Below are 22,049 nucleotides of genomic sequence, written 5' to 3'. Positions count from 1 at the left end.
TAAATTTGCTTCACAAATCATACTATGCCCTGTGTAAACTTGTCTGCACAGCGCTCATTTAAATTCTAAATATTATTATGTCGACAACAACGACCAATAAAAACTATGCCATGTCCTGGATCATATTACTGGCATCCCTCACTGCACTTGGCCCGCTTTCTATTGATATGTATCTGTCGGCATTGCCACAAATGGCTGATGATTTTGGTGTCACTACCCAGCAGGTGGCAAACAGTTTGCCCGCCTATTTTCTGGGGCTAGCGATCGGGCAGCTGGTCTATGGTCCGGTCAGTGACCGTATCGGACGTAAACCGCCATTGTACTTTGGTTTAGCCTTATATGCAGTGGCAAGTCTGCTCTGTGTATTTGCTCAAAATGAATGGAGTCTAATTGCCGCACGGGTGCTGCAAGCCTTAGGCGGATGTGTCGGTGTGGTAATTGCCCGCGCTGCGATCCGTGATCGCCTAGATATGCATTCAGCAGCTCAGGCTTTTGCCAGCATGATGATTGTCAGTACGATTGCTCCAATTCTAGCGCCGAGTATGGGTGCCTGGGTATTGCTGGTATTTGAATGGAATATGATTTTTGTATTGCTGATGCTGTTTGGTCTGGTGATTCTGGCATGCGTACATTTTTTCTTTAAAGAAACCCTAGAGCCAGAACGCCGTTTACAACTGAATTTTACCCAGGTCATGAGCCTATATCAGGCAATTTTTCAGGATGAAAGTTTCAGAAAGCCAATGTTTGCTGGTTGTTTTTCCAGTGCAGTCTTGTTCTGTTATATCACCTCATCTTCAGCGATTCTGATGGATCATTTTCATTTAAGTGAGCAGCAGTTTGCTTATGTCTTTGGTGGTAATGCGGTCGGGATTATGCTGTTTTCCACCTTGAATAAAAAGCTGGCACATCGGTTTGGGATTTTAAGTCGTTTAAGAATTGGAACGACCTTACAACTTAGTGGCGTAATTGCTTTGTTGGTGCTGGGAATAATTGAGACTGAATCTTTAATTCTGGTCATTGTTGCCATGTTTATGGTGGTGGCATCTATTGGTTTTACCGGACCAAATGCCATGGCGATTGCGATGTCTGAGCAGGGGGCACGTGCTGGAACTGCCAGTGCCATTATGGGCAGCATGCAGTTTGCCTGTGGTCTGCTTGGCGGGATTCTGCTGAACTTTATGTGGTGGAATGCTTTATTTAATATGGCGCTGGTAATGGCGATCTTTGTTGGGATTGCGGCAGTGACCATTTACCGTCTGCAGCTGCCGTCGCCTAAAGGGGATTAAACATAGGGACGGCATAACTGCTCAAGATAAGCTTACAAGTTCAGACAATTAGTCATTTAAAAAGACAGCGAAGTCCTCAACTGGCACACGTGGCGTAATGAAAGTATTTACAATATCCTCTGGATCTGCATAGCCGAGAGCCATACCGCAAACCAATTCTTCATCTTCAGGAGCACCCACCACGTCTAGCACAATAGGATGAAAATAGTTCCAAGCTGCCTGTGGGCAAGTATCTAATCCACGTGCTTTAGCTGCCAGCATCACATTCTGGATCATCATGGAAATATCCATTTTCGAGCCAATGCCTAATGATTTGTGTACAGTAAAAAATAAACCTACTGGAGCATCAAACAGCTGGAAATTACGCAACTGCTGGCGTGCCATTTTCTCTTTTTCGCCTTTCTGAATATTCAGCAAGCCATACAGTCCCCAGCCATTTTCACGGCGACGGTCAATAAAAGGTGAAAGCCATTGTTCAGGATAATAAGAGAAAGTTTCTTTGTATTGCTCAGCCAGTTTTGGATTCTGATAAATCTCCATTTGTGCCTGACATACTTTCTCGACCAGTTCATCGCGTTTTTTACCTGTAAGTACATAGACTTTCCAGGGCTGGGTATTGGTACCGGAAGGTGCGCGACTGGCAACCGTTAAAATATCTTTCAAGGTATTTTGATCTACAGGCGTATTCAGAAAAGCACGAACTGAATGACGGGAAGTGATGGTTTGATCCACAGCATTGACGATTGTTTGATCCATATGAATTGTTATTTCCTTGATGGTAAGTTCTGACTATAAACTAAACAAATGATATTAACTGATGCGATGAAGTAAGTTCATCTATGAACAAAGGCTAAGCTAAAAATATTGGTTTTTAAGAATTGATCAATACTTCATTACTCTAAAACATGCCGCTGCACCTTTTATTCTTGGCTAAATTCGATATTAGCTATCTATAAATTAATTTTTTCTTAAATATCCTGTGATTAAGATAAATAAAACTTTCATAAAAATGCTGTATAAGCAATATAGACTACAATAATCCTAATAAAATAGATCGAAGCTTCAATGAATCTCCATTAAATATGCGGTATTTATAATGAATTGTTAAAACTTTAAAATAAGGAAAGATAGATCAAAAAATTATCTATTTATGAATTATTTTTATGAAAAGTCAAAATATTGTTAATAAAAAACAATAATACAGTGCATTAAGACACCGCATAATGTCCGACTTTTCATCTGAAGGTTCATTCTAAACATTCTGAACGGATCGTAAATATAAAAAACTGTGGTTATCGCGGTATTTCTGTAGCGTATCTGTGGGTTTGGAATGAATTTAAAAATATTGTGCTTCGAGATCCTGCAGGATGATGAAGCTTTTATCTCATCTTTCGATGCAGAACCGACTGTTTAACAGCCTCAAGATTTCGCACATTGTATTTTTAAGATGGTCTTAGGGTTATATGCAATCTGCCAGATTGCATTAACGAATTTGAATCAGGTGCTGAATTGTTTTGTTTTTCTAAAAGAGATTACTGTCCGTGTTGACTGATATAGGGTAGGGAGGTGGACATCATCCACTAAACTTAGGTCAAAAGATTACTTTTAGAACAACAAAAATTCAGAATCATCTTGGGCAAATAATTATGGATTTTACTTTTAACGCATTTTATACCTTGATTGCTGCAGTGATTGTCTTATTGCTCGGTCGTTTCCTGGTCAATAAAATCGATTTTTTAAAGCGCTATAACATTCCAGAACCTGTTGCAGGTGGTCTGGTTGCAGCGATTATCTCCCTGATCATCCATAGCTTGTGGGGTTACAGTATTACCACAAGTGCAGAATTGCAGACCAGTTTTATGCTGATCTTCTTCGCATCGATTGGTTTGAGTGCAAACTTTGCCAAGCTGCGTGAAGGTGGTATTGGTCTGGTGATCTTCCTGATCGCAGTTTCAGTGTTTATCATAGTACAGAACACTGTCGGTATGACATTGGCTAGCCTGTTGGGTATTGATCCACTGATTGGTCTGATTGCAGGTTCAATTACACTCACTGGCGGTCACGGTACGGCAGGTGCATGGGGCGAGATTCTGGAAACGCAACATGGTATCCAGGGTGCCCTGGTGATTGGTATGGCCAGTGCGACTTTCGGTCTGATCATTGGCGGTATCATCGGTGGCCCTTTGGCGAAAATGCTGATTAACCGCCATGAATTAGCCACGCCTCGTACTGCGGCTCAGGTTGAAAAACGTGATAATACTCCGCTAGATGTGAATTCAACTGAATACATTCCATTTGAATATCCACACCGCGTACGCCTGATTACCGCAGATAATGCAATTACTACACTGGGTCTGTTTGCAGGCTGTCTGGCATTTGCAGAATTTATGACCGGTTTCAGTAAAGGTACTGCATTTGAACTGCCAACCTTCGTTTGGGCGCTGGCTGGTGGTGTAATCCTGCGTAACGTGCTTGAAGGTGTGTTTAAGGTTAAGGTCTTTGATCGCGCGATTGATGTATTTGGTAATGCTTCATTATCACTTTACCTGGCGATGGCATTGTTATCTCTGAAATTATGGCAATTAGCCGACCTTGCGGGCCCACTGATGGTGATCCTCGGTGCACAGACTATTACCATGGCACTGTACGCAGCATTCATAACCTTTCGTGTCATGGGCAAAAACTATGATGCGGCTGTCCTGGCAGCAGGTCACTGTGGTTTCGGTATGGGGGCAACACCGACGGCAGTTGCAAACATGCAGGCCATTACCAATATGTACGGTGCATCACATAAGGCCTTCCTGATTGTACCGCTCTGTGGTGCGTTCTTCGTAGACTTGATCAATGCCACTGTGATTCAGGTAATTCTGAAATTCTTTGTATAAGGATAGATATGCAGAGTCATAACAATAAATCTAAGACGGATAGAAAGGATTGAATATGAATGAACAGCTCAATGAAACCCTGCTGGGTTGGGTCAATGCCCTAAATGGTCCACTTTGGGATTTTCTGGTCGTCTTCCTAGTGGCAGTGGGTATTCTGTATACCATCATGACTGGGGCCGTACAGATTCGTCTGTTCTGGCACAGTATGAAAGTCATGAAACGCAGCCGGAATGAAACCAAGGATGAGCATGGGATTACGCCATTCCAGGCCTTTGTAACGGGTTTGGCTAGCCGTGTAGGTGTGGGTAATGTTGCTGGTGTTGCGATTGCCATTGCCATTGGTGGTCCAGGTGCCGTGTTCTGGATGTGGTTTACCGCTTTTCTGGGGATGAGTTCGGCATTTGTTGAATCTTCATTGGCACAGCTGTTCAAGATTCGTGATACCCAGAACAAGCAGTTCCGTGGTGGACCAGCGTATTACATTACGCAAGGTTTGAAACAGAAATGGTTGGGTATCCTCTTTGCTATCGCGCTGATTTTGACGTACGGCTTTGTCTTTAATGCGGTGCAGGCCAATGCGATTATTGGTGCAACTTCACATGCCTGGGGCTGGGATCAGGCGAATCTGAACTTGCCATTGGGTGGTTTTGACCTTGAAGTTTCATGGTTAGGTCTATTTCTGGTCTTGATCACTGCGGTGATCATTTTCGGTGGCATCAAGCGGATTGCAAAAGTTGCTGAAAGCTTTGTGCCATTTATGGCGCTTCTCTATCTGATTGTGGCGCTTTATATTGCTGTGATCAATTACGATATGCTGCCATCTATCTTCCAGCTGATCTTCACTAAAGCGTTTGAGTTTGAAGCTGCTGCAGGTGGTTTCTTCGGTGCCATGGTTTCTATGGCGATGATGATGGGTATCAAGCGTGGCCTGTTTTCTAATGAAGCAGGGATGGGTTCTGCGCCGAATGCTGCTGCTGCGTCGGATGTAAAACATCCGGTGAATCAGGGCCTAGTACAAATGCTGGGTGTATTTGTAGATACCTTTGTGGTGTGTTCATGTACCGCGATCATTATTCTGGTGTCTGGACTGTATGAAAATGCCGGATTTGAAGGCGTAACCCTGACCCAGATGGCACTAGAAAGCCAGATCGGTGCCTGGGGGGATGACTTCCTGGCATTGATTCTATTCCTGTTTGCATACTCTTCCATTATCGGGAACTATGCCTATGCAGAAGGGAATGTGCAGTTCATCAATAACAATCCAGGTGTGATGATGATCTTCCGTATTCTGGTACTGTTCATGGTGTATTTCGGTTCGATTGCCAGCGTACCACTGATCTGGAACATGGCAGATCTGTTCATGGGCGTGATGGCAAGTATTAACCTGATTGCGATTCTGTTATTGATGCCATTTATCCTGATGCTTCTGAAAGACTATACTGGTCAGTTAAAGCGTGGGGTGAAAGAGCCAGTGTTTAAACTGGATCAACATCCTAAGTTTAAAGACAAAGTCAAATCCGATATCTGGTAAAACCCTATTGAAAAAGCCCCGAATCATTCGGGGCTTTTTTATGGCTCCAGTTTATAAAAAACTGAGATAGCTATAATAGACTGCGAAGCCTGTAATCAGGCTGAACCAGAGTGGAAGTTTTGACCGTAGCAGGTAAATTATCACGATTACAAATACCACATCTTCCCAGCGCTTCAGGTAACTTTGTCCAAGTTGCAGGACCAGATAAAGTAACAGTCCGACCACTGCTGCATTAATCCCTGCCACTGCATGACGGATCACAGCTTGCTGCATCAGCCAGGACCAGTAAGGTAAGCTTGCAAAAATCAGTAAGAATGAGGGCAAGAAGATAGCAATAGTCGCCAGTAGGGCATTGAGCCAGAGCTGATCCGTCCAGTCCAATAAAGCACCAAGATAACTAGCAAAACTGAACAGCGGACCAGGCATCAACTGGGCAAAAGCATAGCCTAGGTCAAAAGCCTGTGCACTGACCAGCTGGGTGCTGACAAAGTCCTGATGAAGCAGGGGCAAAATGACATGTCCACCACCAAAGACCAGAGAACCTGTTCGATAGAAATCGGCAAAGAAACCGAGTTCAGACCAGTGCAGGTACTGAACCAGAAGGGGGATACTTATGAAGGGCAGCAAAAAGGCGATAAACCAGTAAATTGCATGCTTTTTCTGAATATAGGGGGTGTCTAGAGTGGCATTTTTCACTGGTGTCGATTGTAACAGTGCTTGACTTTGAAACTTGCTCATCGCAATACTGATCAAGCCAGCCAGTAGAATCACCAGGATCTGGTTAAAGCTGAGTGGGATGACGGCCAGAAGGATTGTGGCAGCGATCATCAGGCTATATTGCCACCAGGATTTACAGAAGCTACGCAACATTTGCCAGAATGCCCAGCTGACCACTGCAAACACAATAAGCTGGATCACATGAAAGCTATGCGAGTTTAAAATGTGAAAGTAGCGTTGTCCGAGCAGGGCAACCAAAGTCATTAACAGTGCAGATGGCAAAGTAAAACCTAGCCAGGCCATTAAGGCACCGCTATAACCTCGTTGCATATAGCCGATGCCGATGCCGACCTGACTGCTACTGGGTCCTGGCAGGAGTTGGGCCAATGCCACCAGTTGTTGATATTGGGTATCATTCAACCAGTTCAATTGACCGACCATCTTATGGTGAAAAAATACCAGATGTGCAGCAGGTCCGCCAAATGCGGTACATCCAAGCTTGAAGAAAGTCAGAAAAATCTGATAAAGGGTAGGTGACTGCATGATAATACAGGTTTAAATAGCTACAAGTTATTCAAACTGTATGACAAATTTACGAAATTCAACAGTTAATTTAACATGGTGTTTATACACTATGCAGCTATTAAAATGAGGATAAGTGCTGTATGCGGAACTATGGGTTGAGCTTCATCATGCTGGGACTGTTTTTAAACGGCTGTCAGAGCATGCCTGATCAGCGAGTGATGGCAGTGAATGCAGGTATTCAATCCAAGCAAATGCAGTACAGCACAGCACAAGCACGTCCGAATCAAATCGATTTTCTGAAGATTAAAACGACCGAGCAGCGTCCTGTGGTTGCGCTGGTTTTAGGCAGTGGTGGTGCTCGTGGTTATGCGCATATTGGCGCGATTGAGGTACTGGAGCAGGCAGGCATTCAGCCGGACATGATTGTGGGAACCAGTGCTGGCAGTATTGTGGGTTCTATTTATGCCAGTGGCAAACCTGCGATTGAGCTGCGCAATATTGCGCTGAGCATGAAAGCCAATGATGTTCGTGATTTCAGAATCGATCTAAAAGGCTTCTTTGATGGCAAAAAAGTCGAAGATTATGTCAACTTGCAGGTAGACAATGTTCCTTTACAGGACCTGAAGATCCCCATGTTTGTGGTGGCGACAGACCTGAAAGAAGGCAAGAAAGTCGTATTTAATTATGGTAATACCGGTCAGGCGGTACGTGCATCGGTCGCGATTCCAAGTATGTTTATTCCCACCATGATTGAAGAAAAGGAATATGTGGATGGCGGTCTGGTTAGTCCGGTACCTGTAGATGTTGCTCGTGAACTGGGTGCAGATATTGTCATTGCCATAGATATTCTGGCGCAGCCGATTCATACCGAAACGACCAATGTCTGGGGCTTGTTTAATCAGAACATCAACATCATGCAGAAGCGACTTGCCTTTGAAGAATTAAAACATGCGGATGTAGTGATCCAGCCAGACTTGCGTGAGAAAGGACATATTTTTGATGTGCGTGGCAGAACCATGACTATGGAAGCGGGTATTGAAGCGGCACGGGGGAAATTGCTTGAAATTGAACAGGTATATCAGAAATATGATTATGCAAAGGGACATCAGATTCCACAGTTACTGGCCCGTGAAAAATAATCTCTAAAGTAGCTATTCAATTAAAACCCTTATTTGTAATAAATGAGGGTTTTTTAATTCATATATTCAAAAAAATAATAAGAATTACTTATAAGAAAATATCAATCTATAGAAAATATGAGCTAAGTGTTATTAAGTATATATTAATAAAAAACAATCAGCCTTAAAAATATAAGCTGCTGAAATTTAAATAAATTACTAGAATTAATATATTATTAAAGTATATATTTTTAGAATTTTATATGGTTATTTATATACTTAAGTTTATCAATTGTTTGAAAATTCAATCAGTCATGTCAGAATGCAATTGATGAAAACAGATAAGATCAAATCTAGGATGACATATGAATAATCTTGAAGTCGGGCAGCAGGTCAAACTGGCTCAGTTTGAGCAATACATCTTTAAAGTAACTGCTACACATCAGGATGGCACTTATACCGTAGAAACACAGCTCGACGGTCAGCAAGTATTGAGTTATCAAAATGTCGCTCAGGAAATGTTAAGACTCAGTGCTGACTAAAGGATGAGTAGAAGAATTTATCTATGAGAGGTTATGAAAACAGTCTGGATAAATTCTTAATTCAATCTATATACAGATTATTCATCATGAAAATAATAAATGAATAATGATTTTCTGGAATACAGGTTCGATGGAATATCATTCAAGCGGCTTCTATTATATTTATTTCTGTATGAAATCATTTTTCATATAAATAATAATGATGGATTTTTTGCCGAATAGAACATTTAATTAGTAGTAAAAACGATATAATAATGTGCTTATATCATTGTCATTCAAAGAGTTCAAAGAAAGCGATGGCCCCATTAGATCAAATTGCACCAGCTTCAGACGATCAGTCAGAATTAACAATGACTGTTCTTATGACGCCAGACATGGCGAATTTTTCAGGAAATGTCCACGGTGGTACCATTCTGAAATTGCTGGATCAGGTTGCTTATGCCTGTGCGAGCCGCTATTCAGGCAGTTATGTGGTTACGCTGTCCGTGGATAAAGTGAATTTTAAAGAACCTATTCACGTGGGTGAACTGGTGACTTTCCTGGCGAGTGTGAACCATGTGGGCCGTACTTCGATGGAAATCGGGATCCGTGTAGAGGCGCAGAATATCCAAAAACGTACTGTGCGTCATACCAACAGCTGCTACTTTACTATGGTGGCAGTCGATGAAAATGGTAAACCGCAACATATTCCGCCACTGAATCTGGATAATGACTGGAAACGTTGTCGTTTTGAAGCAGCTGAACAGCGTAAGATTGCTCGACTGCAAGAAAATCATCATCCTTCTTGCAGTATTTATAAGAAAACAGCCCACAGCTAATTTCTATAAAGTGAAAAAAGACCTCAAATTAGAGGTCTTTTTTTGGCCTGTGCTTTTCATACGGACTGGTCATAACCCTATAAATCATCCAATATGAAACGATACGTATCGTTTCGTTTTTTGATGGATTATATGACACTAGAAGAAAAAGGCTCACGTCGTCAGAAATGTATTTTGCAGGCGGTGGCGGAAGCATTGACTGAATATGAATATCATCAGCTCACCATTGAAGATGTCGCTGCACGGGCGGGGGTGGGTAAGTCCACCATTTATCGCTGGTGGAAACATAAGTCTGAACTGGTTCTGGATACCTTCAGAGCACATACCGCGTCTATTTTTGATCTGGATTTTTCCAAGTCCTTGGAAGATAACCTGGTACAGCAATTAATACGGTTATCTCAAGCACTGGATCATCCGGTAGGACGGGCATTACTGGTGGTGATGGCTAATCATCGTGAACTTGCAGGGGAATTTTTTACCCAGTATCTGCTACCGCGTCGAGAACAAATGCGCGGCTTGATCCAGCAAGCGATTGAGCGTGGAGAAATCTATGCGGACTATAATTTTGAATTGATGCTGGACTGTTTGTACGGGCCGATTCACTACCAGATTATCTTTTTTAACAAAATGCCGGATGAGAATTATATTCGCGCGCTGGTTGCACTGAACCTACAGCCTGCAAGACCTCAGGCCTGATTTTAGAATTTTCTGTATATAGTTGGTTTTTATGTCTAGCACGACAGCTCCCTTATGGAATCGCTCATTTATTTTGTGCGTACTGAATAATTTATTTCTGTTTACCTATTATTTTGCCCTGATCGCGATTTTGCCAATCTACATCACCACGGATCTGGGTGGAACGGTGAAAGAAGCGGGCTTGGCGCTGACCTTATTTTTGGTGTCTTCTATTGCCATTCGTCCTTTTTCAGGTTTGATTATTGAGAAATTGGGTAAGAAACTGGCGATGCGTGGGGCAGGACTCCTATTTGCGCTGTTTGCCTTTAGTTATCTGCTGATTGATAGCATGAGTTCATTACTGATCGTGCGTTTTCTGCATGGTATCTGGTTCAGTATTTTGACTACGGTGACCGTACCGGTAGCCAATGACTTTATTCCGGATCAGCGTAAAGGGGAAGGTATGGGCTATTTCGTCATGTCGACCAATCTGGGCGTAGTATTTGGTCCGCTGATTGCTTTAACTACGATTCAGTTCACCAGCTTTCAGATGCTGTTTGGCATTCTCGCCGTCCTGATCAGTTTGGGATTGATTTTTAGTTTAATCTTGAATATTCGAGAGCTGCCTCAAGCGAAACTAAAAACCGCAGAAAAATCGCGATTAAGCTTGCAGGATATTATTGAAACTAAAGTCCTGGCTGTGAGCTTTGTAGCACTACTTACTGCATTTGCTTATTCCAGTATTACCAGCTTTATTACGGTCTTTGCAGAAACCAAGCAGCTGCTAGCCTATGTCAGCCTGTTCTTTATTGTCTTCGCGTTGTCCATGTTGCTGGTACGTCCTTGGGTCGGTAAGTTTTATGACAGTAAAGGTCCAGACGCCGTGATCTACCCATCATTGATCTTTTTTGCCTTAGGTCTGGTGCTGGTCACTTTAGTCAATAATCAATGGATGTTGTGGCTCTCCGCTGTTTTCATTGGGATTGGCTATGGTTCACTTTTCCCATGCCTGCAAACTCTGGCGATTCAGGCTGTGGAGAAACAGCGTATGGGACATGCCATCTCAACCTTCTTTACCTTGTTCGATCTTGGTTTGGCAGTCGGGTCTGTAATGATGGGTATTTTTATAGCGCATTGGGGGTATCAAACCACATATATGTTATGTGCGATGATCGTGATATTGACTCTGCTGGTCTATCGATACACCATATCCAAAAAACGAACAAAAGTAGCGATATAACAGGAATAAGAACATGGAACTTAGACATTTACGTTATTTTTGTATGGTTGCACGCGAACTCAACTTTACTCGTGCTGCGGAAAAGCTAAATACAGTGCAGCCTTCTCTTAGCCAGCAGATCAAAGATCTGGAACAGGAAGTTGGGGTCAAGCTATTAGAACGTTCTAACCGTAAAGTTGAGCTGATCGAAGCAGGAGAGGTATTTCTCAAAGAAGCTTTGCAGAGTCTGGAACATGCTGAACGGGCGATCCAATTGGCTCGCCAAGTCGCAGAAGTGGAAAAAGAGCATCTGGATATTGGTTTTGTACCTGTGGCAGAAATGAAAATTTTCCCTTACATCATGCCGAATATCCGTGCGCATTTTCCGGATTTAAAAGCCCAGTTCCATAGCTTGACCGATGCTGAACAGTTCTCATGGCTTCGCCAGGGGACAATTGATATCGCTTTTACCCGCTATCCAGATCCTTCAGCAGAATTTGAATCGATCAAGATTTTTGATGAGCCATTAACCTTGATCGTACCGCGCGACTCCGATGTAAGAGATATACCTGCCTTAAGTATCAAGAATTTTGCAGGACGTAACTTCGTGATCAGTGATGAACAGGCTTCACCTCAGCTCTTTAATATCATCCATGAATTTCTGAAGAATTCCGGTATTAAGGTCAATGTGGTACAGCATTCCACCAATATTTTGCTGAATGTGAATCTGGTCGGTATGGGAGTAGGCTGGAGTTTAGTACCGGCTTATGTCATTCCGTTATTAGGTGAAAATATTGTGGTGAAAAAGACCATCGAGCCGCTCCCGATGATTGGTTTGTATGCGACTTATCGCAAGGATCAAAAACATGAAGTGATTAACCTGATCCTGAAAGTGTTAAAAGAAAAATTCTGCCTGGATTTATTTTAATTTAGGGAGAGGGATCGGCTAGGGAAACCGACACAGATGAGGATGAAATGATTGGTAGCATATCCTCACTCATTACGCTCTAAAATAACGCTATAGTCAGGGAATAAAATAAACCATAGGTCCACGATTATGATGACCTTATATAATAATCCGCAGTCTCGCGGCCTGACTTTGTTGCCCTTGCTGAAAGAGCTGGAAATTGAAAATCAGCTTGAGCAGATTGAAATTGCTTATACTGAGATGCACCAGCCAGCTTATGAGCAGATTAATCCCATGGGCAAGGTTCCATGTCTAGTGGATAACGATATTGTCATTTCAGAAATGGCAGCAATTTATGTCTATCTGGCAGATAAATATCGGGAGAAAGGTCTGGCACCTGCACTAGATGACCCTAAACGCGGGGCTTATCTGAAATGGATGTTCTTCTGCCATGGTCCTTTGACTGAATATATTGATATCAAAAACCTCAAGGTACTTCAGACAGAGATCGAAAAGAATCGTAGAAGCCTGAGCTTTGGTCACGAAGATTCTGTGTTTAATTTCCTTAAGCAGGGAATACAGAAAGCGAATCCGTATTTACTTGGTGAAGAATGTTCGGCTGCAGATTTATATGTGGCTTATTGTTTAATCTTTGCTATTTCCTCCGAAATATTACCGCCTTTTGAGGAGTTCAAGCCTTTTTTACAGCAGATGGCGTACCGTGATTCACTCAAAGATATTCCATGGTTTCAGCGATACCGTACTTAGCTGAAACCTTATTTATTGTCATCCATACATAAAAAAAACCACGCCGTAGCGTGGTTTTTTAAGTCAGGTCAATTATTATTTAACATGAAGCTTGTTGAACAGCGCCTTGCTTGTGCTTTCCATAGATTGAGGAATGGCAAGAGCTGCTACGAAGCGGTCTGGACGCAGGATGACGATAGAATCTTGGGTCTTGCCAAACCATGTACGGATATCAGTGCCGATATCACCAATGGTAATAACATCTTCATATTGCTTACGCTGTTGATTAGACAGCTGAACCGCAGGAATGACCTGAATGAACTTCACGCCAAGTTTTTTCCATTGCTGCATTGATTCCTTGCTTAAGCCCCATTTCGGATCTACCCCCCAGGCAATGATGGCAAAGTCATTGCCAATGACTTCATCCAGTAATACAGTTTCACCAGATTCCAGTTTGACCTGTGGCTGAATGAACATTTTGCCAACTGGAGAATCTTTCTGAGCATTCGCCAGTAACGCACCATCATGATATTTCGGCATTGGTTTAAAGCGCATTTCCAGCAAGTACTGTTTGATTGGCTTAATATAGTTCAATGCATAGGCAATACCGTCACGCACAAAACCTTGCCATTTTTTCGGTGGCGCAAGCACATGGCCTGCCATGACTGAAAGATCGATCATCGCTTTGGCATGGTCCTTACGTTCTACCTGGTAAGAGTCCAGCAAGTCTGGGCCTGCTTTGCCTTGTACCACTAGAGCCACTTTCCAGGCTAGGTTAAAGGCATCACGCATACCGCTGTTATAGCCTTGACCTTGCCATACAGGCATGATGTGCGCAGCATCACCGGCAAGCAGAATACGGCCGGCACGGAATTTGTCCGCAATACGCGCATTATGGGTGTAAACACGCTGACGGATCACTTCAATACCATCAGTATTTGGCAGGACTTTAGACAATAGTTTGGCAATATTTTCTGGCTTGCTCAATTCTTCCTGCGTTTCACCTGGCATGACCATGAATTCAAAACGACGGATACCATGAGGCAGGGCAGCAGATACATAAGGACGCACCGGGTCACAGCACAGGTAAATATGCGGGGTTGCCAATGGGTCATTGTCAATATCGATCACAATCCACTGGTTTGGTGCAGTTTCCCCCTCAAATGGAATATTTAAAGTACGACGCACATAAGAGTTGCCGCCATCACATGCGATCAGGTATTGCGCGCGTACAACTTCCGAACCACCATCTTTGCTCTGAACATTTAGTGTTACGCCGTCAGCATCTTGGCTGAAATGAGTCAAGTGACGAGAGAACAGTACTTCAGTTTTCTTATACTTTTTTAGACCTTGCAGTAGAACATTGTCTACCTGTGGCTGAATAAATGCGTTACGGCGAGAGAAGCCAAACTCACGCGTCAATGGTTGAATATCCGCAAAACAGCGACCTTTCGGAGTCAGGAAACGCATCGCATGGTTGGGTGTGGTATGTGGAAGGACCTGATCCACCAGACCTAATGATTGAATCGTACGCAATGATTCATCATCAATGCCAATTGCACGAGGGTAATCAATCAGGCTGTCCAGCTGTTCAACTACAGTGACCTGTACGCCCTGTTTACTCAGGTAGTTGGCAATCGTCAGACCTACCGGACCTGCACCCAAAATGGCTACTTCAGTTGTGTAATTTGCATTGCTCATCGCAAGGTTCCTTAAATCCGTCCAGAATGAAGTTGATTAAGGGCTAAATCCAAAGTCTAAACAAGCTATGCCATAGTCGGTGCTACATAGTTATAATGCATGGTGAAAAAACAAATTTAATATTTATGTTATTGATAAACAATATAATTTATAAATATATCTCATAGTCTAGAGTGATTTAATAATCATCATTTATTATGATGGAAAGCAAAAAGAGCTTAGAAAAATGGCTGAATGCAAAGGTCTGCAATCAGCCATTTAAAGTTCCTGTAGAGTATGGACCATAAATCCACTGGAGAGTTACCCAACAGGAGCTATGAGTACCCGAATGAACGGCTACTCATTATCGGTAAAAGCAAAATTGCCTTATTGAGCAGAGGATGCTTTTGGTGTTTTAGTTGCAGGTTCAGCAGCTGCTTCTGAAGCTGGTTGTTCTGCAGTCGCCGGAGCAGTTGCAGCTTGAGTTTCAGGAAGCTCCTGAGTACTCACGACAACTTTTTCTTCTTCAGTTGTTGTTTTGCTATCTGTGGTTTTAGTTGCTGCGAAGCTAGTTGCCGCTGCTGCGCTGAGTGTGGTTGCAAGTAGAATTTGAGCATAGTTCATGTTTGGCATCCTTATAGGTTTTATTCACAAGTCATTTATTGCGTTGACCATCACATCAACACAACAGGGGCTTATGCTAGGGGCTGAAAATTCGTACCGCAATTGATTTAACAGAAGCTATAGAATAATGTGTACGTCCGGTATACAAAACTCAGGGTTATGTTTTATTTTTGTTAAATTTAACCCCAAAAAATCAATTAAAATGTTTTAAAACATTTCATAAATGGTTAAATTTTAAGCTTATGTCGGTGGTTGTCTACGCTGAAAATTGGTAAAAACTGACAGAATTGAAGTTTTGAGGAACTTAATAGTTACGTTAGTAAATTAACTCCCTGCAAGCCAAATGGCATTGTTATAATGTATCAATTTCCTCATTTTCATCGCTATGTGAGCTCGCCTTGAAACTCCTTTCTCCTTCATCTGCAGTGCCCGTGCACATTATTTCCGGTTTTTTAGGGGCAGGAAAAACCACATTGCTGAAACATTTGCTCAGTCAAAAGCCGGAAAATGAAGTCTGGGCAGTATTGATGAATGAGTTTGGTCAGATTGGCGTGGATCAAGCCTTATTACCACAAGATGAAGGCTACGCCGTCAAAGAGCTATTGGGTGGCTGTTTATGCTGTAGCAGTCAGTTGCCAATGCAGGTAGCATTGTCGCGATTATTATCCGAATCCAAGCCAGATCGCCTGTTTATTGAACCAACCGGGTTGGGGCATCCAGCGCAGTTATTGGAACAGCTCACAGAACCGCACTGGCAGACTCATCTGAAGATGCAGGCATTAATGACTGTCGTCGATGGTTCGCGTTTGCATGATCAGGTCTGGACGACCCAGAACCTGTATGCCGATCAGCTCAAGGCTGCCCATATTGTCATTGTGTCGCATACCGATTTAATGACTGCAGAAGATCAGGAAAGTTTGAAACAGCTACAGCAAGAGTACCAGGCTTATAACCAGGTCTGGTTATTTAGTGCAAATGGCCAGATTGATATTGAACAGCTCAAGCAGGACTATATCGGTTCTGTTCGTCAGATTCAGCCCTTGTTAAAACAGCAGCGTTCCCTTGGCGCAGATGCGGTTGCAGTGAAAATCCAGCAGCTACCTTATCATTATGTGGAATCCGCACAAGGTTATGCAGTGGCTGGTTGGAAGTTGCCAAAACGCTGGCAGTTTGATTTTTATGATCTGCTTGATTTGCTCTGTGAACAGCAGGACTGGCTACGTATCAAAGGGATTTTTAATACCAATCAGGGCTGGAAAAGCTTTAACTTTAATCCGGAGCAGTTTAACTATCAGTCAGCAGAAGAGGGTATTGATAACCGGGTCGAGATTATTTACCAGACTGAACGTGACTGGCTGAATTTTGAAACTGCGCTGATGCAATGCCGGATTGATGCGGAAGCAGGACATTCTGCTGGCTAAATTTTCTGGAATGGCGATAAATCTGTTCAGCAAAATCGATATAAATCTTATATGCTAGGCGCCAAATTTGAGGATTGTGTTATGGCGCTTAAAGCAACGATTTACAAGGCTGACCTGAATATTGCCGATATGGATAACCATCGTTATGAAGACTATCAGTTAACGATGGCATTGCATCCTTCGGAAACCATTGAACGTCTAATGGTGCGTGTTTTGGCTTATGCACGTTTTGCTGGTGAAGCGCTTGAATTTACTAAAGACCTGTTTGAAACTGATGAACCTGCTCTCTGGGAGAAAGACCTGACTGGTCAACTGATACAGTGGATCGAAGTCGGCTTGCCCGATGAAGATAAGGTCAAAAAGGCAAGTGCCCGTTGCAAGAAAGTTGCAGTCGTGGCTTATGGTACTTCTGTTGATGAATGGTACAAGCGCAGTTCTAAACTGAAGACCCTATCCAATGTGGAAGTGTGGAAGCTGTCTCCGGCCAGTACCGAAGCGGTACAACAACTGTGTGAACGCACTATGCAGTTGCAGCTAAACATCATGGATAGTGAATGGACTTTGATTGGCGATCAGGCACAGGCTGTAATTGAGTGGGAACAGTTACAATAACAACTCACAAGGATGCAAGTTTCGACTTGTATCCTCGCCCCAATATTTCGTATATCTGGAGAGAATAATAAGTTCCAGGGACGAAGCATGTATCATGAACTTTATGATTTGCTGTTAGCAGTCGTGATTGGTGCGGTTATTGGAGCAGAACGGGAATATCATAGTAAATCTGCCGGACTGCGTACAATGATCATGGTCAGTCTGAGTTCCTGTCTATTTACTATTATTTCCTTAAAAATCGGCGTCGCCAACCCCGACCGTCTGGCAGCCAATGTCTTAACTGGCCTGGGTTTTCTGGGAGCCGGAGTGATTTTAAAAGATGATAACCGGATTTCTGGTATTACCACTGCAACTACGATCTGGATGACAGCTGCACTGGGCATGGCAGTCGGTGCCGGCTATGAACTGTTAAGTGTCTGGGCAACGGTGATCGTGCTGATCGTACTGGTTCTACTGGTCTATGTACAACGTGGGATTGAGCATCTGAATCAAGAACGTAACTACGAAATTGTCTGTCCTTTTGAGCAGCATGAGCCGGATCATTATGAAAAACTGTTTAAACAATACAAATTAAAAGTCATTCATTCCAGCCAGCAAAAAATTGACCGGCGGATCACAGGCCGCTGGATCCTGATGGGTTCGGCTAAAAATCACCAGAAATTAACCCAGTATTTATTACAGGATAAGAAGATTCAGGAACTCAGCTTTTGATCCATTGCAGTTAAAGTCTGAGGAATTTGGCTCAATCGTGTTTATACTAGGGCTATTTGCAAAATGAAGGATATTGGCGATGACCAAAGAACTAGAAATTATTGACCTGGTGGTGGGTGAAGGTAAAGAAGCGGTAAAAGGTGCACTGATTACCACGCATTACACTGGCTGGCTGGAAGATGGAACCAAGTTTGATTCATCGCTGGATCGTGGTAATTATTTTGAGACGGTCATCGGCACTGGTCGTGTGATTAAAGGCTGGGATCAAGGCATTATGGGCATGAAAGTAGGGGGCAAACGTAAGCTGATCGTACCTGCTCATCTGGCTTACGGTGAACGTAAAATGGGGAACATTATCCCGGCAAATTCCAACCTGATTTTTGAAATCGAACTGTATGACGTTAAAACACGTGACTGATATTATGTGACTTTCTGAACAGTACAATATGTCAGGAATTCAGCAGCAGGATAGCTCGTCGGTTATCCTGCTTTTTTATATGAAAAATCATTGGCAATATCCAACATTCCACGTACATTAGAATTAATAACAGTAGCTACAGGATGGCCTTTTTGCTCAGGTTTAGGGAGATTATGCTGATATTGGCATCGTGGTTGATGCTGATATTTTTGATGGGGACTACACGGATCGTGTGGGCTCAATATGATGCTGCTCCAGAATCTTATTTCCTAGCTCATCAGAATGAGGTCACCGAACTAAAATTTGATGAAGATAGTACCACCTTGTTGCAAGGCAAATGGCAGTTCTATCCACGTCAGTTCATTGAGCAACCAGATCCTGAACTCGAATCACAAGTAGTTGAACTTCCAGCTTCATTCAAGACTCTCACCGGAACCAATGCCACTTATGGCACTTTTATTAGCCATTTTAAAATTCCCAAAAAATTTATCGGACAACGTTTAGCGATTCAGATTCCGAGTCAGTATGGTGCTTATAGCATTTATTTAAATGGGGATATCTTGCTGCGTCTTGGTAAAATCAGTAAAACCCCGACAGGGCAGGTGACTGAAAAGGCACCTAAGATCGCATCTTTTGTGCCACAGAATGAATATTTTACCTTAAGTATTCAGGTTTCCAACTATACTAATTTACATGGCGGACTAGAAAAGCCGCTGAAAATTGGCCCCTCTGCGACCATTAATCGACAGTTTATGCTGCAAATGATGAGTATCGCCGTGGTCTGTGGCACAGTGCTGGGTGTAGGACTATTTACCATTTTATTTTCCCTGTTTCGCGGATCTGTGGAGCGAAATAGCCGCAGTGTATTTATTTTTGGCTTATTTATTATTTTTTTGGCACTGCATAATCTGTTTTCTGCGCCGCATCCATACGCCATTGTGAGTAAAATCAGTTGGCTATGGGGTGCTCGTCTAGAATATCTGTTCACTTTTCTGGCGATCTTATTCTTCCTGAGCTACATGTACCTGTTTAAGCCGCGTTATATCCGACGTTCAATTTATTACGTAGGGGCGGGATTACTAATTTTTAATATCGCAGTAACCTTGTTTAGCACACCAGAAGTTTTTGAGCGTCTGGCTTTGTATAGCGTTATCTATGGTCTGGTGATACTGGGTAATTTTATTTACGGGTTTTATGTGACACTTTCTCAAGGAGATGAATATTCGTTCACTAACCTGTTTGCCATCATCTTTTTGTGTGTGACCTTTCTTAATGATTATCTGGTATTACTGAATGTAATTGAGAGCGTGCATCTGTCATTTATTTCGACCAGCCTGTATGTCTTGATCATTATGTTTCAACAATCTCGTAATTATGCCCATCAAACCTACTATACCGAGCGACTGAATAATAAATTAATGGTATTGAACAGTTCACTGGATCAGAAAGTTCGAGAAAGAACAGCACAGTTACATGAACTGAATACCAAACTGCAGTATCAGATTAATGTCGATGCATTGACTGGCGCCTATAACCGGCGTGCCTTAAATGAAGAAATCCAGCGCCTGTTTAATCAGACCATTCAACATCCTGAACAGACCTTGTCCTTTGCCATGATCGATGTGGACTACTTTAAAAAATATAATGATTACTATGGTCACTTAAAAGGTGATGAAGTATTGCAACGGCTGGTTCAGGTGATTCAGCAGGTTCTGCCTAAACAGGGATATCTAGCGCGTTACGGAGGGGAAGAATTCGCAATTCTGTTACATGATATGCCGATTGCGGAAGCCCGGGAAATTTTTGAAATTGTCCTGCTTGCAGTGCGGGCAGAGCAGTTAGAGCATGATAACCGCGGGGATGATAAAGATTATGTCACTGTGAGTATAGGGGTTGCCTATATGGATGCTCATCATCCTTATGCGGATATTCATACACTAATGAAAACAGCAGACCAGCATCTGTATGAAGCCAAACTTGCAGGTAGAGACCAAATCAAAAGCAAGGCTGTGGCAGCCTGATCAGAACTGAGGATAGGTGCTGGAAGATAAAGCTTTGAACAGGTGCAACGCAGGCTCATCCTGCATGTGGGGAGAAATATTCTGAAAACCAAGTTTAGTATAGTAGGGCAATGCAGTTCGTGTGGTTTCAATTTCGAGACGGTCAATTTTTTTAGGTGTCATAAAATCCAGCATGTAATAAAATAACTGTGTTCCATATCCCATGCGCTGCATACCGCTACTTACATAATGCATGCGGATTTCTCCCTGATCACTCACCATCAGAAAACCGACCACTCTGTCATGTACGGTATACACCCAGCAATCATTATATAGCATTTCCACAATCAGGGTGGAATGGGTAAATGCTTCAAGCCAGGTTTGTATACGGGTTTCCTCGCGTTGATGATCCATGACACAGGAGCGAATACTGTCATGAACAACGTGTACAATTTGAGGAATATCCTGAACCTTTCCTTCACGAATCATAAGGCAAATTTAACTAAACTAAATAATAACGAGTGTTTCATTTAGCAGCATCTAGAGTATGAATGAAAGTCTAGGATTGTTATATTTTTAGGGAATTTTCCGGCAAAAAAACTCTTTATACAGCGTTTCTGTGGCGCATTTGTGTGGCTTGTTTAAATTTTCAGACAGTGTGTATTGATTTTTATTCGCATTTCCATTAGAGCTAAATTCTTTAGTCAGGATAAAAAATATTTTAGAGGTATTAAAGAAATCATACTGTAGTGGGCAATATAAAGTTTTCGAAATATTTTGAAATGACTAAAGTTGGGTATTTTTCAATCAATATGTTATGGTTTGTAAATGAACTGTAATTGAGTAGATCTGTAGTTACAGATTGAAGATAAGAAAAATGAATAAGAGGCTTAGCCTATGGTCAAAGTAATGCTTATTATCTGTAGTGTTTTGGTGATGTATGTTGCCTGGATAATCGCCTTCAAAATCTATAAAGCCCGCTATCATGGTCAGCGCTTAAAGCCTGAAGCAGTGCAGCCGTCTTCCCAAGATCAAACGTCTATTTCTACTGCACAAAAGCCACATGAACTGGCTATGACGGTAGATGCTTATGAGCTAGAACTGTTCGATGATATCGCTAAAATGTTATTTAAGCAGCCCGCGATCATTACTGAGCGTACTCAGGCTCAAGGGTTACAGCAGAAATGGTTGAATCGAATGCCGTTGCAGACCAATAGTGTGATCCGAAAAATGGACTTGGGAGAGTGGTCTATTTACTGGAATTTTTATGGTCAATCCATCGAGTATTATGTGGGACGTTACGGAGTTTTCTATACGCATGTGGACCGGCATGGAGAAGAACATCGATATGAACATCGTTTCGAGTCAGACCATGCACATTGTGCCTAATAAAGTTTTGAATGAATACAGATAACTGTTCAGGTTGATGTAATCTGTTTGGTCTATAACTTTCTTAACTATTAATAGCCCTCATTCTTGTTTTTTGTCTATTGATGAAGCAGTGCATATATTCTATAGGATCGAGGTCCTCAGCTATATGTCACTGTGCAAATATCCCTCTCTGTTATTCGCAAGCAGTCAGCATGCTAAAATCTGCTTTTGTCAGGAGCACG

21 protein-coding genes are annotated in these 22,049 nt (G+C 42.4%); 16 read left to right on the top strand and 5 right to left on the bottom strand.

Annotated elements, in window-relative coordinates; translation table 11 throughout:
* The first annotated feature begins 77 nt into the window (after positions 1 to 77).
* On the top strand, positions 78 to 1,286 hold the full coding sequence (locus F899_RS11995; RefSeq protein WP_005223005.1) for a multidrug effflux MFS transporter: 1,209 nt from the start codon (positions 78 to 80) through the stop codon (positions 1,284 to 1,286).
* Between the two features lie 48 nt (positions 1,287 to 1,334).
* Here the strand turns inward: F899_RS11995 and F899_RS11990 are convergent, their stop codons facing one another.
* Complete coding sequence (locus tag F899_RS11990; protein WP_005223003.1) at positions 1,335 to 2,042, bottom strand: nitroreductase; 708 nt, start codon at positions 2,040 to 2,042, stop codon at positions 1,335 to 1,337.
* Positions 2,043 to 2,932: 890 nt separating this feature from the next.
* On the opposite strand from F899_RS11990, the gene gltS reads away from it, so the two are divergent.
* Together gltS and F899_RS11980 are read left to right on the top strand one after the other, a co-directional pair.
* A complete protein-coding gene (gene gltS, locus F899_RS11985) occupies positions 2,933 to 4,171 on the top strand; it encodes a sodium/glutamate symporter (protein WP_005223001.1) in 1,239 nt (412 codons plus the stop codon).
* Between the two features lie 55 nt (positions 4,172 to 4,226).
* Positions 4,227 to 5,702, top strand: coding sequence for an alanine/glycine:cation symporter family protein (locus F899_RS11980; RefSeq protein ID WP_005222998.1), 1,476 nt, complete (start codon positions 4,227 to 4,229; stop codon positions 5,700 to 5,702).
* A gap of 51 nt (positions 5,703 to 5,753) precedes the next feature.
* Here the strand turns inward: F899_RS11980 and chrA are convergent, their stop codons facing one another.
* Complete coding sequence (gene chrA / locus F899_RS11975) at positions 5,754 to 6,962, bottom strand: chromate efflux transporter (protein WP_005222995.1); 1,209 nt, start codon at positions 6,960 to 6,962, stop codon at positions 5,754 to 5,756.
* A gap of 122 nt (positions 6,963 to 7,084) precedes the next feature.
* Between chrA and F899_RS11970 the strand changes: the two genes are divergently transcribed.
* From F899_RS11970 to F899_RS11945, 7 genes are all read left to right on the top strand, one after another.
* Positions 7,085 to 8,083, top strand: a complete 999-nt coding sequence (locus tag F899_RS11970; protein WP_005222992.1) for a patatin-like phospholipase family protein — start codon at positions 7,085 to 7,087, stop codon at positions 8,081 to 8,083.
* Between the two features lie 344 nt (positions 8,084 to 8,427).
* Positions 8,428 to 8,604 (top strand): hypothetical protein, encoded by a 177-nt coding sequence (locus tag F899_RS15675; protein ID WP_004814805.1) that lies wholly within the window; start codon positions 8,428 to 8,430, stop codon positions 8,602 to 8,604.
* A gap of 296 nt (positions 8,605 to 8,900) precedes the next feature.
* Positions 8,901 to 9,422, top strand: coding sequence for an acyl-CoA thioesterase (locus F899_RS11965; protein WP_004814807.1), 522 nt, complete (start codon positions 8,901 to 8,903; stop codon positions 9,420 to 9,422).
* Between the two features lie 132 nt (positions 9,423 to 9,554).
* Complete coding sequence (locus F899_RS11960) at positions 9,555 to 10,118, top strand: TetR/AcrR family transcriptional regulator (protein WP_171063863.1); 564 nt, start codon at positions 9,555 to 9,557, stop codon at positions 10,116 to 10,118.
* 31 nt (positions 10,119 to 10,149) lie between these two features.
* The gene (locus tag F899_RS11955) at positions 10,150 to 11,337 is read left to right on the top strand and encodes an MFS transporter (protein ID WP_005222985.1); all 1,188 of its coding nucleotides are present in this window, start codon (positions 10,150 to 10,152) and stop codon (positions 11,335 to 11,337) included.
* 13 nt (positions 11,338 to 11,350) lie between these two features.
* Complete coding sequence (locus tag F899_RS11950; RefSeq protein WP_005222983.1) at positions 11,351 to 12,244, top strand: LysR substrate-binding domain-containing protein; 894 nt, start codon at positions 11,351 to 11,353, stop codon at positions 12,242 to 12,244.
* Between the two features lie 129 nt (positions 12,245 to 12,373).
* On the top strand, positions 12,374 to 12,991 hold the full coding sequence (locus F899_RS11945) for a glutathione S-transferase family protein (RefSeq protein WP_005222981.1): 618 nt from the start codon (positions 12,374 to 12,376) through the stop codon (positions 12,989 to 12,991).
* A gap of 75 nt (positions 12,992 to 13,066) precedes the next feature.
* Here F899_RS11945 and F899_RS11940 read toward each other — a convergent pair whose 3' ends face one another.
* Together F899_RS11940 and F899_RS11935 are read right to left on the bottom strand one after the other, a co-directional pair.
* On the bottom strand, positions 13,067 to 14,671 hold the full coding sequence (locus F899_RS11940; protein ID WP_005222979.1) for a bifunctional 3-(3-hydroxy-phenyl)propionate/3-hydroxycinnamic acid hydroxylase: 1,605 nt from the start codon (positions 14,669 to 14,671) through the stop codon (positions 13,067 to 13,069).
* A gap of 366 nt (positions 14,672 to 15,037) precedes the next feature.
* Positions 15,038 to 15,274, bottom strand: coding sequence for a hypothetical protein (locus F899_RS11935; RefSeq protein WP_004814820.1), 237 nt, complete (start codon positions 15,272 to 15,274; stop codon positions 15,038 to 15,040).
* Between the two features lie 398 nt (positions 15,275 to 15,672).
* On the opposite strand from F899_RS11935, the gene F899_RS11930 reads away from it, so the two are divergent.
* The 5 genes from F899_RS11930 (at position 15,673) to F899_RS11910 (ending at position 20,457) form a co-directional block, all read left to right on the top strand.
* The gene (locus F899_RS11930; RefSeq protein WP_005222977.1) at positions 15,673 to 16,695 is read left to right on the top strand and encodes a CobW family GTP-binding protein; all 1,023 of its coding nucleotides are present in this window, start codon (positions 15,673 to 15,675) and stop codon (positions 16,693 to 16,695) included.
* Between the two features lie 81 nt (positions 16,696 to 16,776).
* The gene (locus F899_RS11925; RefSeq protein WP_004814824.1) at positions 16,777 to 17,307 is read left to right on the top strand and encodes a YaeQ family protein; all 531 of its coding nucleotides are present in this window, start codon (positions 16,777 to 16,779) and stop codon (positions 17,305 to 17,307) included.
* An 87-nt stretch (positions 17,308 to 17,394) separates the two neighbouring features.
* Positions 17,395 to 18,018 carry an MgtC/SapB family protein gene (locus tag F899_RS11920; protein WP_004814826.1) on the top strand — a complete coding sequence of 208 codons (624 nt, stop codon included), beginning with the start codon at positions 17,395 to 17,397 and terminating at the stop codon, positions 18,016 to 18,018.
* A 79-nt stretch (positions 18,019 to 18,097) separates the two neighbouring features.
* Complete coding sequence (locus tag F899_RS11915; protein WP_004891857.1) at positions 18,098 to 18,436, top strand: FKBP-type peptidyl-prolyl cis-trans isomerase; 339 nt, start codon at positions 18,098 to 18,100, stop codon at positions 18,434 to 18,436.
* 173 nt (positions 18,437 to 18,609) lie between these two features.
* Positions 18,610 to 20,457: a sensor domain-containing diguanylate cyclase gene (locus tag F899_RS11910; protein ID WP_005222975.1), complete on the top strand. Its 1,848-nt coding sequence runs from the start codon at positions 18,610 to 18,612 to the stop codon at positions 20,455 to 20,457.
* Here the strand turns inward: F899_RS11910 and F899_RS11905 are convergent, their stop codons facing one another.
* Positions 20,458 to 20,925, bottom strand: coding sequence for a GNAT family N-acetyltransferase (locus F899_RS11905; protein WP_005222973.1), 468 nt, complete (start codon positions 20,923 to 20,925; stop codon positions 20,458 to 20,460).
* A gap of 408 nt (positions 20,926 to 21,333) precedes the next feature.
* On the opposite strand from F899_RS11905, the gene F899_RS11900 reads away from it, so the two are divergent.
* Positions 21,334 to 21,825, top strand: a complete 492-nt coding sequence (locus F899_RS11900; RefSeq protein ID WP_005222972.1) for a hypothetical protein — start codon at positions 21,334 to 21,336, stop codon at positions 21,823 to 21,825.
* Positions 21,826 to 22,049 lie beyond the last annotated feature (224 nt).

It is taken from the genome of Acinetobacter sp. CIP 101934, from assembly GCF_000369585.1.
Lineage (GTDB): Bacteria > Pseudomonadota > Gammaproteobacteria > Pseudomonadales > Moraxellaceae > Acinetobacter > Acinetobacter schindleri.
Note: the sequence above shows the minus strand (reverse complement) of the source record. Positions and strands in the feature narration are given on the sequence as shown.

Excerpts from the sequence above, each read along its gene's own strand:
- F899_RS11995 (WP_005223005.1), top strand. The coding sequence starts at position 78 with ATGTCGACAACAACGACCAATAAAAACTATGCCATGTCCTGGATCATA.
- F899_RS11990 (WP_005223003.1), bottom strand. The coding sequence starts at position 2,042 with ATGGATCAAACAATCGTCAATGCTGTGGATCAAACCATCACTTCCCGT.
- gltS (WP_005223001.1), top strand. The coding sequence starts at position 2,933 with ATGGATTTTACTTTTAACGCATTTTATACCTTGATTGCTGCAGTGATT.
- F899_RS11980 (WP_005222998.1), top strand. The coding sequence starts at position 4,227 with ATGAATGAACAGCTCAATGAAACCCTGCTGGGTTGGGTCAATGCCCTA.
- chrA (WP_005222995.1), bottom strand. The coding sequence starts at position 6,962 with ATGCAGTCACCTACCCTTTATCAGATTTTTCTGACTTTCTTCAAGCTT.
- F899_RS11970 (WP_005222992.1), top strand. The coding sequence starts at position 7,085 with ATGCGGAACTATGGGTTGAGCTTCATCATGCTGGGACTGTTTTTAAAC.
- F899_RS15675 (WP_004814805.1), top strand. The coding sequence starts at position 8,428 with ATGAATAATCTTGAAGTCGGGCAGCAGGTCAAACTGGCTCAGTTTGAG.
- F899_RS11965 (WP_004814807.1), top strand. The coding sequence starts at position 8,901 with ATGGCCCCATTAGATCAAATTGCACCAGCTTCAGACGATCAGTCAGAA.
- F899_RS11960 (WP_171063863.1), top strand. The coding sequence starts at position 9,555 with ATGACACTAGAAGAAAAAGGCTCACGTCGTCAGAAATGTATTTTGCAG.
- F899_RS11955 (WP_005222985.1), top strand. The coding sequence starts at position 10,150 with ATGTCTAGCACGACAGCTCCCTTATGGAATCGCTCATTTATTTTGTGC.
- F899_RS11950 (WP_005222983.1), top strand. The coding sequence starts at position 11,351 with ATGGAACTTAGACATTTACGTTATTTTTGTATGGTTGCACGCGAACTC.
- F899_RS11945 (WP_005222981.1), top strand. The coding sequence starts at position 12,374 with ATGATGACCTTATATAATAATCCGCAGTCTCGCGGCCTGACTTTGTTG.
- F899_RS11940 (WP_005222979.1), bottom strand. The coding sequence starts at position 14,671 with ATGAGCAATGCAAATTACACAACTGAAGTAGCCATTTTGGGTGCAGGT.
- F899_RS11935 (WP_004814820.1), bottom strand. The coding sequence starts at position 15,274 with ATGAACTATGCTCAAATTCTACTTGCAACCACACTCAGCGCAGCAGCG.
- F899_RS11925 (WP_004814824.1), top strand. The coding sequence starts at position 16,777 with ATGGCGCTTAAAGCAACGATTTACAAGGCTGACCTGAATATTGCCGAT.
- F899_RS11920 (WP_004814826.1), top strand. The coding sequence starts at position 17,395 with ATGTATCATGAACTTTATGATTTGCTGTTAGCAGTCGTGATTGGTGCG.
- F899_RS11915 (WP_004891857.1), top strand. The coding sequence starts at position 18,098 with ATGACCAAAGAACTAGAAATTATTGACCTGGTGGTGGGTGAAGGTAAA.
- F899_RS11910 (WP_005222975.1), top strand. The coding sequence starts at position 18,610 with ATGCTGATATTGGCATCGTGGTTGATGCTGATATTTTTGATGGGGACT.
- F899_RS11905 (WP_005222973.1), bottom strand. The coding sequence starts at position 20,925 with ATGATTCGTGAAGGAAAGGTTCAGGATATTCCTCAAATTGTACACGTT.
- F899_RS11900 (WP_005222972.1), top strand. The coding sequence starts at position 21,334 with ATGGTCAAAGTAATGCTTATTATCTGTAGTGTTTTGGTGATGTATGTT.